This window comes from Exiguobacterium sp. s133, from assembly GCF_018618595.1.
Taxonomy (GTDB): Bacteria; Bacillota; Bacilli; order Exiguobacteriales; family Exiguobacteriaceae; genus Exiguobacterium_A; species Exiguobacterium_A oxidotolerans.
Genome location: NZ_JACSMK010000001.1, coordinates 467232 through 480405, shown reverse-complemented (window position 1 = coordinate 480405; position 13174 = coordinate 467232). Strand labels below are relative to the sequence as shown.

Genomic DNA, 13174 nt, shown 5'->3' with positions numbered 1-13174 from the left:
CATGAAACATATTTCTTCTACGAAGAATGAGATCGTCAAACAATGGAAAAAGCTTTTAACAAAAAAAGGACGTCTTCAGACAAAACGTTTCCTCATTGAAGGAGAGCACCTCGTTGAAGAGGCTGTTCGTGCTGGAATCATCAAAGAATTGATTGTCCGTGAAGATGTTCAAGTTCCGGGTTCTTGGAAGAAAAATGCGGCTGACTTGATCACAATTGACGAATCAGTTGCCAAAGTCTTGTCAGAAACAGAAACGACACAAGGGATTTTCGCAGTTTGTGAGATGAAAGAGCAAACAGAGCGCTTAGAGCGTGGCCGTTACCTGTTACTCGATCGTCTGCAAGACCCGGGTAATGTCGGAACGATGATTCGGACAGCCGATGCTGCTGGATTCGATGGTGTCATCATTGGTCACGGGACAGTTGATGTCTATAACAGCAAAGTCCTCCGTGCAACACAAGGTTCGATTTTCCACTTGCCGGTCATCATGATGTCGCTTGATGAAGCGATTCAAGACTTGCATGAATTGGGAGTGTTCGTTCTTGGAACGGCACTACGCAATGCCAATCCGTATACAGAAGTCGAAAATCTTGGTGCAATCGGACTCATCATCGGGAATGAAGCACAAGGTGTATCACCGGAATTGCTCGACCAATGTGATGGACGTGCTTACATTCCAATTCGCGGAAAAGCGGAATCACTCAATGCAGCCGTTGCAGCAGGAATTTTACTGTATCATTTTGCTCCGGTCGATTGAATCACTGAAGCGTTCATGCTAAAGTGAGTTACAGTAGAACATTTAATTAGACGTTGATGGAACAGAGTAGGTTAGAGAACGATTCGATTAGGGAGAAGAAGCCTTAGACTGCAAGCTTCTTTACGAATCCGCTAGCTGAATTCACTCCGGAGTCGCACGAGAGATCGTGACGGGAAGCGCCCGTTATCGCGCTACTTGAGGACTTGATGGATTCAAGTCGAACAAGGGTGGTACCACGATTGAATTAAATCGTCCCTTCGGCATTTGCTGAAGGGGCGTTTTTTATTTGAAAAAAAGGAGTGACGAGCATGCGGGAACAATTAGAGGCACTTCGCGACGAAGCGTTACAACTCGTGAATCAAGCCAGTACACAAAAAGAATTAAATGATGTCCGTGTCAAATATCTCGGAAAAAAAGGTCCGATCACAGAAGTATTACGTGGAATGGGAAAATTATCAGCAGAAGAACGTCCGGTCGTCGGTGAAATCGCAAATGCGGTTCGTGGTGTCATCCAAACAGAACTCGAGCAACGTTTAGTAGACGTCAAGCAACAAGAAATGGACGCAAAACTAGCGCTTGAAGCGATTGACGTGACACTTCCGGGTCGACCGAAAAAAGTCGGACAAGCGCATTTGCTTCAACAAGTCACGGACGAGATCGAGGACATCTTTGTTGGACTCGGTTATACGATTGCAGAAGGACCTGAAGTCGAACAAGATTTGTTCAACTTCGAAATGTTGAATCTGCCGAAAGATCATCCGGCACGCGATATGCAAGATTCATTTTATATCACGGATGAAATTTTGATGCGGACCCATACGTCACCTGTCCAAGCGCGGACGATGCTCGCTTCGAAAGGTGAACCGATTCGGATTCTTTGCCCAGGGAAAGTTTATCGTCGCGATGAAGACGATGCGACGCACTCACACCAATTCATGCAAGTGGAAGGACTCGTTGTCGGAGAGTCGATTTCAATGGCAGACTTAAAAGGCACGCTCGAAGCATTCGTGAAGCAAATGTTTGGGGAGGCACGTGAAATCCGGTTACGTCCTAGCTTCTTCCCGTTCACAGAACCATCCGTCGAAGTCGACGTCTCGTGTTTTAAATGTGGTGGAAAAGGGTGCAATATCTGTAAACAAACAGGCTGGATTGAAATTTTAGGTGCCGGGATGGTTCATCCGCACGTCCTTGAGATGGCAGAATATGATAGTACGAAAATGTCTGGATTTGCCTTCGGGATGGGGATTGAGCGAATCGCCATGTTGAAATATGGGGTCGATGATATTCGCCACTTCTATACGAATGACGTTCGCTTCAGCGAACAGTTTTAAGGGGGAAAACAGATGTTAGTCTCAAAACAATGGTTACAGCAGTTCGTTGACGTCAGTCAGAAAACCGGTGAGGAACTGGCGGATTTAATTACGAAGAGTGGGATCGAAGTCGAGGGCGTCGAAGTCCGTGACGCCGATTTGAACAATATCGTCGTCGGTCATGTATTAACAAAAGAAAAGCATCCGGAAGCGGATAAGCTAAACATCACGACGGTTGATATCGGACAAGAAGAACCGGTCCAAATCGTGTGTGGTGCACCAAACATTGAAGCAGGACAAGATGTCATCGTTGCCCGTGTCGGAGCACGCCTTCCGGGCATTAAAATTAAGCGAGCTAAACTGCGTGGAGTCGTTTCTGAAGGCATGATTTGTTCACTTGAAGAACTTGGCTTTGAGAAAAAGTATATTCGTGAAGATGAGCAAGCTGGCATTCATACATTCCGTGAGCCGGTCACACCAGGGCAAGACGTCTTAGAACTACTTGGTCTGCATGACGAAGTATTAGAACTCGGTTTGACACCGAACCGTTCTGATTGCCTAAGCATGTACGGTGTGGCGCATGAAGTAGCAGGTATCTTAAATACGACGGCTGTTTTCCCGGCAATCGACGTGACGGAAGCAACTGATAAAACAACACTTGCTGTCACACTTGAGTCGGAGGAATGTCCGTTTTATGCGGCGCGTGAAATCCAACATGTCGTCATCGGTGAGTCGCCACTTTGGCTCAAAAACCGCTTGATTGCGAACGGGATTCGTCCAATCAACAATGTCGTCGACGTGACGAACTTCGTCTTACTTGAAACAGGACAACCGCTTCATTCATTCGATGCTGAAAAACTGGGGCAGCAAATCGTCGTTCGTCAAGCGAAAGCAGGAGAGTCCTTCCAAACACTTGACGAAGTCGAACGGACACTCGATCCTTCGATGCTCGTCATCACAGATGGCGAAAAGCCCGTCGCACTTGCAGGTGTCATGGGTGGTGCAAATACAGAAGTCGACGCAACAACGACGTCCATCATTCTCGAATCGGCTTATTTCGCACCGACATCTGTCCGGAAGACGAGTCGTGTCCTTGGATTACGTTCGGACTCCAGTTCACGTTTTGAAAAAGGGGTCGACCCGCGTCGTGTCTTGTTAGCACTCGACCGGGCAGCGGCATTGATTGCTGAACTTGCTGGTGGAACAGTCCTTGCTGGAACGGTCGAAGCAGGTACACTTCAACTCGATGATCACTTAATCGAAGCGAGTGTCTCGTATATCAATCATCGTCTCGGAATGGAAATCGAAGGTACGGTCATGAAAGAGTTATTAGAACGCCTTGGACTCGAAGTTGAGTTATCAGGAGATGCACTAACAGTCAGTGTACCGACACGTCGCCAAGACTTGATGATTCCGGCTGATATCGCGGAAGAAGTCGCACGACTCTATGGGTATGATGCATTGACATCGAGCTTACCGCAAGAAGCGAGCCGCGGGTTCTTGCCGAAACGGAATCAACATCGCCGTCAAATCCGTCGTCTCTTACAGGGTGCCGGTTTATCGCAAGCCATCACGTACTCACTGACGAGTGAACAACGTGCGATGCAATTCAATGAACAAACAGATCTCCACCCCGTTAAGTTGGCGATGCCGATCAGCGAAGCACGTTCGACACTTCGGACATCATTGATTCCAGGGTTACTCGAAGTCGCGCAACACAATGTCGCACGTCAACATGCCGATCTCGCCTACTACGAACTGGGGAGCGTTTACCTCCAGCGTGATGCGTCACTTGAGACGTTGCCGATCGAACAAGAACTGGTCGCTGGAGTCGCTGTCGGACTAGCGGAACAACACCGTGCGCATGGCGCAATGGTCAAAACGGATTTCTTCGTTGTCAAAGGAATCGTCGAAACGTTAGCAGAGGCACTCAATGTCACGTTGACATATGAAGCGGCGGTCATCGATTCGATGCATCCAGGTCGGACGGCACGTGTGTTGATGGACGGTGAAGCGATTGGGTTCGTCGGACAAGTGCATCCAGCACTCTCGAAAGAGCAGTATGGCTTAAAAGAAGTCTACGTCTTTGAACTCGATGCCATGAAACTTCACTCGAAAGAGCCGGTCGTCTATCAAGAGATGTCCCGTTTCCCATCGATGACGCGTGACATCGCGATTGTCCTCAATCAAACGGTCACAGCAAGCGAAGTGGAGCAAGTGATCATGCAAGCAGCAGGTCCGCTTTTACAACATGTCACATTATTTGATGTCTACACGGGCGATAACGTCGGTGAAAACAAAAAATCATTCGCCTTCTCGCTCCGTTATCAAAATAAGGAACGGACTTTGGTCGATGAAGAAGTCACGGCATCACATGAGCATGTCGTAACGGCTTTAACAAAAGCGTTCGACGCAGAACTTCGTGCGTAACCGGTCAATTGAATCACATGAGTTAAAACGAGGATGACGTCACTGTCATTCTCGTTTTTTTGCGTTTCGGCCGTTTCTTCGTTCAAGATACAGTCGAACTACAGCTAGACTACAGATACGTTGCATAAGATGAGCTTAGAAGATTAAAGGAGGAACACGAAAAATGAATTTTTTGAAGCGGGCAGGAAAAAGTATTGTAGCGCGAAAGGGAAAGACGATGATCATGTTGATTATTTTGACGGTAATCGGATCACTCGTACTGTCAGGATTCGCGATTCAGAATGCTGCTAAATCGGCGGGAGAAGAGGCGAGAAAAGAGTTAGGGGCGACGGTGACACTACAAGTCGATCGACAAAAGCAAATGCAGGAACGACAAGCGTCAGGTGAACGTGGACGACCAGAAGAAGTAGCGATTGATACGACGGATGTTGAAGCAATCGAACAACTAGATGAAGTCAAGTCCGTCAACTACCTGGCACAAACGACGGCGACATCGAGTGATCTCACACCGATTGAGAGTGAATCAACGAACTCAGGTGGTGGGCGAGGGGGAGAGATGCCTGAAGGGATGACGATGCCAGATTTCTCTTTAAATGGTGTGACGAACATGGAACTACTTGATACATACACGAACGGTACGTTGAAAATCGTGGATGGAGAAGCATTGACTACCGATGCTAAAGAAAAAAGTGTTGTCATCGATGAAAACTTAGCGACTGAAAATGATCTCAAAGTCGGGGATACGTTTAAGTTGACATCGACAACGACCGAGGATTCCGTAACAGTGACGATCATTGGTTTATCGGCATCGACGGAAGCGACATCCGATGCGAATTTCCGAGCGGCAGGCTTCATGGACCCGATGAATCAGATGTACATTGCAAATGATACACTCGCGAGCTTCTCGACTGAAGAAGGAACGGTCAGTGTATCGAGTGTCGTCTACGCGCTAGAAGATCCATCTGAAATCAATACGTTCAAAAAAGATGCGATGGCGGTCTCACCACTCGACTGGGATACGTTCACACTGGATGCGAATGATGCTGCTTATCAAAAAATGGTTGGACCGATTGAACAAGTCGCGTCCTTCTCAAAATCTGTCGTCTATCTTGTTAGTATCGCAGGTGGTTTGATTTTAGCGCTGTTGATTTTATTATCCGTCAGGGAACGTCGAAAAGAAATGGGTATTTTACTGGCGATGGGTGAAAAACGCTCGAAATTAATGGGGCAATTACTAATTGAAACGTTTGCGATTGCGGCAATTGCTTTCCTTGTCACGTATGCGACAGGTGGCATGACATCACAATTCATGACAGATCAGCTTTTGAACCGCGAGGTGACGGAAGCGGCTAGTTCGGTCGCAACGCAGACTGGTTTTGGCGGTCCGGGTGGACGCGGCGGACAACAAGTGTTAGATAGCATTCCACAAATTACAGAGATGACAACGAAGATTGATTGGACGACGTTACTTCAAGTCATCGAAATTGGAAGTCTAATCGTCTTTTTATCTGTCTTGTTACCTTCACTTGCCTTACTACGGATGAATCCAAAAGAAATTCTATTACGGGAGGATTAATACTATGACGACTTTAGAAATGACGAACGTCACCTATGCCTATACATCAGGAAGCAAGCAACAACGGATCTTGAACGATGTCTCGATGCAGTTCGAGGCCGGACGGTTTTATGCAATTCTCGGTGAGTCAGGTTCCGGGAAAACGACGGCTCTCAGTCTGTTGAGTGGACTTGATTCACCGACAGAAGGACAGATTACGTATCAAGGTCGCGATATTCGAAAAATCGGATTGACGACGTATCGTTCACGACATGCTGCGACCGTTTTTCAATCGTTTAATTTATTGACGTATATGAACGCATTGGATAACGTGATTGTCGCACTCGAATTGAGTGGACAACGCATAAAAGGAAAAAAGAAACATGCCCAAAATCTCCTTGAACAGGTCGGAATCGACGAAGCCCATGCGACAAAAAATGTACTGCAGTTGAGTGGAGGTCAACAGCAACGTGTCGCCATCGCACGTGCCCTTGCGACGGAAGCCCCAATCATTCTTGCGGATGAGCCGACGGGAGCGCTCGATGAAAAAACTGCGACGGACATCATTCGGCTATTTCAAGAACTTGCTCACCGTTCTAACCGTTGCATCATCGCGGTGACGCACTCTGCGGAAGTCGCCCGCGCTGCCGATCATATCATTGAATTGAAGAAACAGCGTTTTATAGAGAAGAAACGTGTTACAGAAGGCGAGGTCGTTCCTGCACGTTGATCCGAAAAAGCTCTCGCGTCTTTAGACGGGAGAGTTTTCCTTGAGCGCTTTAAGAAGCAATATTTTGTTTAGTTGAAAGCAACGTTGATCGACGGAAATAACCGTATAAGAGTCCACTACTGACGACGATGAGGCTACACATCAAAAACATGTTCGAGTAACCCACTTTCGCGGCGATGCCTGACAAAAGAAAAGCACCGATTCCGAACCCGCTATCGTAAGCGAGAAAGAATGTCGAAATCGCCTTGCCTTTTTGTGCGGGAGCCGCATAGGTCAACATGACGGTTTGTAACCCTGGGAAAATCGAAGCGGAACCAATTCCGATGATGAGGGCGGCGGACAATAATCCGGGAAGTGTCGGGAACAGTCCGAGTACTAAAAAACCGACGGCGTATAAAACATACGATGGCACCAATACAGAGGCTGGTCCGCGTCGATCAAACCGCTTACCGGCAAAAGGACGAATGGCAACCATGCCGAGTGCAGCAAGGCCATAAAAGTAAGAGGCATAAGTGACATGGTCCATCGCATCTGCATACAGCGAAATGAACGCGGATGTACTTGAAATCGCAATACCAGCAAGAACAGTTGCAAGAAGCAAGACAGGACTTGATAAGAATAACGACTGCCGTAAACGAAATGGTGCGGAACTTGTAACGTGACTACTCGTTAATGGTAAACGCCAGATGAAACTAAACGAACAAATCGCAAGCAGGGCAATCGTTACGAAGTACCAGACGAGCGCATCGTGTGCAATCAACGTCAATCCGATGACCGGCCCGAGAACGGAAGCAAGGTTCATCGAGAGGACGAAATAGCCCATTCCTTCCCCTTGACGAGGTGTTGGAATCAGCGTGGTTACGCTTAGGCTTAGTGAAGAAGAAATCATTCCGAAACTAAACCCGTGTAAGACACGAATGATCAATAACAGACTGAATGATTCGAGCGGTAAGACGATGAGATATAAGCAACTGACAATCATGAAAAATGTAGCGGACAACAGTAACATTCGTTTGAGCTCATAACGATCGAGCCAATGTCCGATTAAAGGACGTGAACAAACCGTTGCTAAAATGAATGCCGTTACGACCCAACCGAGCGAACTTTGAGAAACATTGAACTGTTGTGCGGCCAGTAAAGGTAAGGAAGCATTCAGTAAATAAAAGGTGATGAACAACAGTAGATTGACGACGAGTGTCGTTACATAGTGACGGTGGAATAAACGATTCAAGAAGATTCCTCCTGTTCGACAGGACGGTGGGTCGCCAGCAGACGGGTCATCAAAATCTCTAAAGAATGTTGTTCTTCTTTTGATAGTTCACCTAGGAACAAGCGATGTGCTGCCTGGACTGCTTCATCGATACCATTGAAAGCAGCTCTTGCCTGTGGTGTCAATTCAACAAGGCGTTGTCGTCCGACGGATTTCCGAGAGATGAAGCCTAGTTCTTCTAAGCGAACGACCGTTTTCGTGACAGCTGGTTTTTCGATGATTAAGTATTTCGAGAGGGTGATTTGCGACACCGGTTCAAGTAAGGAGACTGCTTTTAACAATGACCATTGACCAGTGTGCAAAGAATGTTGGGCAAGGACGGCGTCGATATCTCGTTTGACGAGCCGTGCCACTTTTGAAAGTTGACCAAGAATATCTTCTTGTTGGGATGACATTAAAAAACCTCCTTTAAGTTAACTAGTTAACTTAAAGGAGTATAACGAATGAAGTTAGTGTTTGGCAAGGAGGAAATCTTAAACGATTGATTTGAACCGTGCTGCAAATTGAACCTGATTGGGACTTCCTTGAAGAGTAGCATCGATGTCTAGTCGTTCCATGATTTGATGAACGAGATAAAGTCCGAGCCCGCTGCCACCATGCATACGATTTCGGGATTGCTCAGAGCGTTCGAGAGGATTAAACCAGGCAGCGGTCTCACTCGAATCTTGGGTCGTCGGGAAATTTGTAATGCGCAACGTCAACTCGTCTCCTTGTTCGAACTCGATATGAATCGTTCCATTAACAGCGGTATAGGAAATCGCATTCATCAAGAGATTATGGAGTGCCCGTTCAAGTAACTGGGCATCGGTTTGAACAGTCAACTCGTTTTCTATGAGGACGATGTCGAGGTTGCGATCGACAATTAACTGATCGAACTGTTGCAATTGATGCTTGATTAATGTGAGTGGGTTAATTGGTGTGAGTTGAAGATTCATTTGCTCAACACGAGCGACTTCTAACAATTCGGCAATGAGTCGCTCCATATCTTCAATGACGTGCCCCGCCCGAGCTAGATAATGATCCCGGTCACGATAGGCACCGAGGTTTAACAGCATTCCTTCAATTTGACCTTTCACAATGGTGACGGGTGTTTTGAGTTCATGTGAGATGGCGAGGAATAATTGACGACGTTCCGCATCGCGCTTACGGTCTTTTTCGGACTCGAACCGCAATTGTTCGTTGGATGTTTGAAGCGACTCCATCGTGACTTCAAGTTTAGTCGCCAATTGGTTAATGTTTCGTGACAAATCACCCAGTTCATCGGCAGAAGTATGATGGGTTCGGACGGAAAAATTCAAGTTCGCCAGTTCTTTTGTTGCTTGATTAATTGTTAAGAGTGGGCGTGAGATGATGCGCGAATACAGATAGGCGGCAAGACCTGCTAGCAGAAGCAAGGGTAAGACGATATAGGGCGCTAATTTTAAAATAACGCTTTTCACTTCATCGATTGGCTGAATCATCTGATCGACATCTAAAATGACAGTTTGGTCTACTAATTGAAGCGGAATTGAATCTTGAATTATTCCAGCAGGAGAAGTATTGGCAGTTCGTCGAACCGGTCCACGTCCAAAACCAGGTGCGTATAACAATTGATCTTCTTCCGTCCATAAGGAAAAACGAATCCCTTTTGCCGTTAACTGATCGAGCAGCGGAAGGAGATTTTCGCTCGAGAGATGCGTGCTCTCTTCTTGAAGAGAAGCCATCGTCGCGTGAAATTGCTCTTCCCGATAACTTTGATAATAAGAAGGTAATGTCGCATATAAAAAACCAATCGTCGAAAGAACTGCCACAATCAACAAACTCATCGTCAGGAAAAAAAGTTTTCCCGTGATGCGTGGACGTTTAATTAGTCGCTTCAAGTTTATAGCCGACCCCTTTCACGGTTTGAATGTAAGGTAAATCAATTTTTTTACGTAAATTTTTAATATGTGTATCTAAAAAACGTGTATCTCCTAATGCATCGAATCCCCAAAGTTGTTGAATCAACTGTTCGCGCTCTAAGACTCGTCCAGGATTTTCAAGTAATAAATGAAGGATTTGAAATTCCTTGAGGGTCAACGTCGTTTGAATTCCTGAAATTAAAACGTTATAGCTTGACGGAAATAGGGTAATCTCTCGAAAAGAGAGTTGTTCTTCAGAGTTCGTTTGGATTCGTCTGATGATCGCTTCAATTCTTCGTAGTAAAATCCGAAGTGAGAAGGGTTTGGCGATGTAATCATCGATTCCAAGGTCAAATCCCTTCACTTGATTTTCCTCATCCTGCAAGGCTGTCAAAAAAATAATTGGTGTTTGTGATTGCTTTCGAATGTTGCGTGCGACTTCAAAACCATCAAAATAGGGCATCATGATATCTAAAATGATTAAATCGAATGAATCGGACTGATATAACTTTAATGCCTCCATCCCATTTGTGGCACAGGAAACGTTATATCCACTTGATTCAAGTAATTCCGTAAGCAGTTCACGAATATCGAATTCATCTTCTGCTATTAATATATGTGTCATAGTTTTCACCTCAACTTTAGTTGTAGCATACTTACCTGAAGTTTAACTGAAGATTACTGGAAGACTGTTTAGAAAATGCTAGAATGGATCAAAATCAAATTCGGATTTTGAACATAGAAGGGAAGCGAACACCATGAATCATCAACACAAATTACTGTCAGACTTGCTTTCGCCTTTCCAGTTAACGACTGAAGAAAACCCAGTGATTACAAGCATTGAAACGGACTCACGCAAAGTGAAGCCGGGGAGCCTGTTCATCTGCATTCGTGGTTATACGGTAGATGGGCATCAATATGTACAAGAAGCAAAAGATAACGGAGCGGTTGCGATTCTTGCTGAAAAACAAGTCGGGGTAGTAGGGATTCCAACGATTCTCTTACCGGATACGAAACAAGCAGCAGGAAAGATTGCTGATTTTTTTTATGACCATCCGAGTCAAAAGATGAGAGTCTACGGTATTACTGGAACAAATGGGAAAACGACGACGACGCAACTTTCTTACGACTTGTTTCGAGCTGCCGGAAGACGAACGGGAATGATCAGTACGGTAGGTGCTCTGATTGATGGGCAACGTTTTGAGACACCAAATACGACACCGGAAGCTGTCATCTTACATCGTTTATTACACGAAATGGTCAACAATGGCGTAACGGACTGCATGCTCGAAGTATCGTCACATGCGTTAGTTGAGGGACGTGTAGAAGGTGTATCCTTCCACGCAGCGGCGTTCACGAACCTTTCACATGACCACTTGGATTATCATCAATCGATGGAAGAGTATGCGGAAGCGAAAGGCATGTTGTTTCAACAAGTAGCGAGGAATGACGGGAAGGGACTCGTCTTAAATGAGGAAGACGCGGCGAGTCACGTCATGGAGCGGGCCGGGGCAAATGTTCCTGTCACGTGGTATTCGACAAAGATAGAATCGGAAGCATCAATTGTAGTCGAATGGCGAGAGGAATCGGTAAATGTTCGAATTGACGGAACGACTACTGAAGTCCCGATCGCGCTACTCGGAAACTTTAATGCGGCCAATTTAGCAGCCGCGATCGGATTGATGAAAACAGGCGAGGTCAACATGTATGAATTAATTCGACATATCCCGTCGCTTCGTTTACCCAAAGGGCGACTCGAGCGGCTATCGTTTGAAGGAACGGAAATTTATATCGATTATGCGCACACTCCAGACGGGTTAAGAAAATGTTTGGAAGCGCTATCCGTTTCGAATGAGGCATTATACGTCGTATTAAGTGCAGCGGGTGAACGTGACCGGACGAAACGTCAGGAAATGGGACGAATTGCAGCACAATATTGTGCAGGAATTATCGTCACGGTTCACGATACGAGACGAGAAGATCCAAGACAAATTATTGATGAACTGAGCGTGGATATTTCGTCTGATAAAATCATTTCTTGTCACGTAGATCGAAAAAATGCCTTGCTCGCGGCAGCTGAAATTGCGCTCGAAGGAAAACGCGTTGTAATTGTCGGAAAAGGACACGAAGAAATCGAGCGAATCGGGACTGAAGGTGTCCCGTTCAATGAAACGAAAATTCTTCTCGCGGAGTTAGGGCGTTTGAAAGGAAAAGAGTCAGCCATTTAAAAACCGACCACTCCTTAGGATGATGGTCGGTTTCGTTTTTCAGCTAATTGTGTCGCTTTTTTTGTATTAGCAAAATGAAATTTTGTCCAGTTCTTTAATTGATCTGGACCGTGTTTCAATAAAAGTGATGCAGCGACTTGATCGACCTTTGCACCTGCACCTTTCGGAATTTCTGTACCCGCTTGTTGACTGAGTACATCCATCTCTTTCAAAAAGATCGCGCGGGCGAGGATGGATGCTGCTGCGACAGCGACATGAAGTCCTTCTGCTTTCGTCGAAAAATAAACGTTCTCTTTGACTTGGTTTACTTCACCAGACAAGTGTTTATAATAGGTCGCTTTTTCTGCGAACTGATCGATTAGAATCGCTTTTGGAGTGGCTTCGAGCTTTTCGAGCAGACCACCTAGCGCTGAATTGTGTAGAAGTGCCGTCATCTTTCCTTGTGTCATCGTACGCTGCATCCGATTGTAGTCTGGATTATGAAGGATTCGGAATTCGTACGGAATGACGGCATGAAGGTCGCGGGCAATCTTTCGGATTTCGATGTCCGAGACATTTTTGGAATCACGCACACCAAGTTCTTGGACGAGCTCGATTTGTTGTGCATCTACATAGGCGGCAACGACGACGAGCGGACCAAAGAAGTCTCCTTTCCCGACTTCATCACTACCGATGACTGACCAAGTCGAGAAGTCTCTCGGAAGCAGTCCACTCGCAGTAGAAGGGGCTTTCTTTAAGAGCGGGGCTCCGTAACGGGCAGAAATCGCCTCAGCTTCTGTGCCTTGGAACATTACTTTTCCTGAATTATAGATGGTGACGACACAGGTTTTCGTGCGTGCAGCAAAGCGGGCATATGGTGGCGATGTGATACGAGAAGCTTGAAAATCAGAAATAACGACTTCTTGTTTATCCTTTGGTAATTTTAAAACGACGGTTCCCATAAATAGATCATCCTTTCAGACAACAAGCATACCATCCTCTAGACCGATGGTGGACTTCTTTTCCTATTTCAAA

The 13174-nt window shown here is 45.9% G+C and carries 11 protein-coding genes and 1 other annotated feature; of the genes, 6 read left to right on the top strand and 5 right to left on the bottom strand.

The features are described 5' to 3' along the window. Window position 1 precedes the first annotated feature (1 nt). The 5 genes from KNP96_RS02390 (at window position 2) to KNP96_RS02370 (ending at window position 6782) form a co-directional block, all read left to right on the top strand. Window positions 2-757, top strand: a complete 756-nt coding sequence (locus tag KNP96_RS02390) for a TrmH family RNA methyltransferase (RefSeq protein ID WP_214766552.1) — start codon at window positions 2-4, stop codon at window positions 755-757. A gap of 44 nt (window positions 758-801) precedes the next feature. Beyond that, window positions 802-1017: a binding site (T-box leader), on the top strand. A 48-nt stretch (window positions 1018-1065) separates the two neighbouring features. Next, window positions 1066-2088 (top strand): phenylalanine--tRNA ligase subunit alpha, encoded by a 1023-nt coding sequence (pheS, locus tag KNP96_RS02385; protein ID WP_029331121.1) that lies wholly within the window; start codon window positions 1066-1068, stop codon window positions 2086-2088. Window positions 2089-2100: 12 nt separating this feature from the next. Then, a complete protein-coding gene (gene pheT / locus KNP96_RS02380) occupies window positions 2101-4497 on the top strand; it encodes a phenylalanine--tRNA ligase subunit beta (protein ID WP_214768721.1) in 2397 nt (798 codons plus the stop codon). A gap of 163 nt (window positions 4498-4660) precedes the next feature. Beyond that, window positions 4661-6073 (top strand): ABC transporter permease, encoded by a 1413-nt coding sequence (locus tag KNP96_RS02375; protein ID WP_214768719.1) that lies wholly within the window; start codon window positions 4661-4663, stop codon window positions 6071-6073. A 4-nt stretch (window positions 6074-6077) separates the two neighbouring features. Next, window positions 6078-6782, top strand: a complete 705-nt coding sequence (locus tag KNP96_RS02370; protein ID WP_088837586.1) for an ABC transporter ATP-binding protein — start codon at window positions 6078-6080, stop codon at window positions 6780-6782. 49 nt (window positions 6783-6831) lie between these two features. Here KNP96_RS02370 and KNP96_RS02365 read toward each other — a convergent pair whose 3' ends face one another. The 4 genes from KNP96_RS02365 to KNP96_RS02350 form a co-directional block, all read right to left on the bottom strand. Continuing rightward, complete coding sequence (locus KNP96_RS02365; RefSeq protein WP_088837585.1) at window positions 6832-8013, bottom strand: MFS transporter; 1182 nt, start codon at window positions 8011-8013, stop codon at window positions 6832-6834. Then, complete coding sequence (locus KNP96_RS02360; RefSeq protein WP_214768716.1) at window positions 8010-8447, bottom strand: MarR family winged helix-turn-helix transcriptional regulator; 438 nt, start codon at window positions 8445-8447, stop codon at window positions 8010-8012. Before KNP96_RS02360 ends, KNP96_RS02365 begins: the two co-directional genes overlap by 4 nt. Before the next feature lie 78 nt (window positions 8448-8525). Further along, window positions 8526-9911, bottom strand: a complete 1386-nt coding sequence (locus KNP96_RS02355; RefSeq protein WP_214766544.1) for a sensor histidine kinase — start codon at window positions 9909-9911, stop codon at window positions 8526-8528. Next, window positions 9895-10557, bottom strand: coding sequence for a response regulator transcription factor (locus KNP96_RS02350; protein WP_088837582.1), 663 nt, complete (start codon window positions 10555-10557; stop codon window positions 9895-9897). The genes KNP96_RS02355 and KNP96_RS02350 overlap by 17 nt, the downstream gene beginning before the upstream one ends. A 133-nt stretch (window positions 10558-10690) precedes the next feature. On the opposite strand from KNP96_RS02350, the gene KNP96_RS02345 reads away from it, so the two are divergent. After that, window positions 10691-12160, top strand: coding sequence for a UDP-N-acetylmuramoyl-L-alanyl-D-glutamate--2,6-diaminopimelate ligase (locus KNP96_RS02345; RefSeq protein ID WP_088837581.1), 1470 nt, complete (start codon window positions 10691-10693; stop codon window positions 12158-12160). Window positions 12161-12174: 14 nt separating this feature from the next. On the opposite strand, the gene rnhC is transcribed toward KNP96_RS02345, so the two are convergent. Then, entirely contained in the window at window positions 12175-13101 is a 927-nt protein-coding gene (rnhC, locus tag KNP96_RS02340) for a ribonuclease HIII (protein WP_088837580.1), read from the bottom strand. Between the last annotated feature and the right edge of the window lie 73 nt (window positions 13102-13174).

Coding starts and splice junctions, on each gene's coding strand:
- KNP96_RS02390 (WP_214766552.1), top strand. CDS start 2: ATGAAACATATTTCTTCTACGAAGAATGAGATCGTCAAACAATGGAAA.
- pheS (WP_029331121.1), top strand. CDS start 1,066: ATGCGGGAACAATTAGAGGCACTTCGCGACGAAGCGTTACAACTCGTG.
- pheT (WP_214768721.1), top strand. CDS start 2,101: ATGTTAGTCTCAAAACAATGGTTACAGCAGTTCGTTGACGTCAGTCAG.
- KNP96_RS02375 (WP_214768719.1), top strand. CDS start 4,661: ATGAATTTTTTGAAGCGGGCAGGAAAAAGTATTGTAGCGCGAAAGGGA.
- KNP96_RS02370 (WP_088837586.1), top strand. CDS start 6,078: ATGACGACTTTAGAAATGACGAACGTCACCTATGCCTATACATCAGGA.
- KNP96_RS02360 (WP_214768716.1), bottom strand. CDS start 8,447: ATGTCATCCCAACAAGAAGATATTCTTGGTCAACTTTCAAAAGTGGCA.
- KNP96_RS02350 (WP_088837582.1), bottom strand. CDS start 10,557: ATGACACATATATTAATAGCAGAAGATGAATTCGATATTCGTGAACTG.
- KNP96_RS02345 (WP_088837581.1), top strand. CDS start 10,691: ATGAATCATCAACACAAATTACTGTCAGACTTGCTTTCGCCTTTCCAG.
- rnhC (WP_088837580.1), bottom strand. CDS start 13,101: ATGGGAACCGTCGTTTTAAAATTACCAAAGGATAAACAAGAAGTCGTT.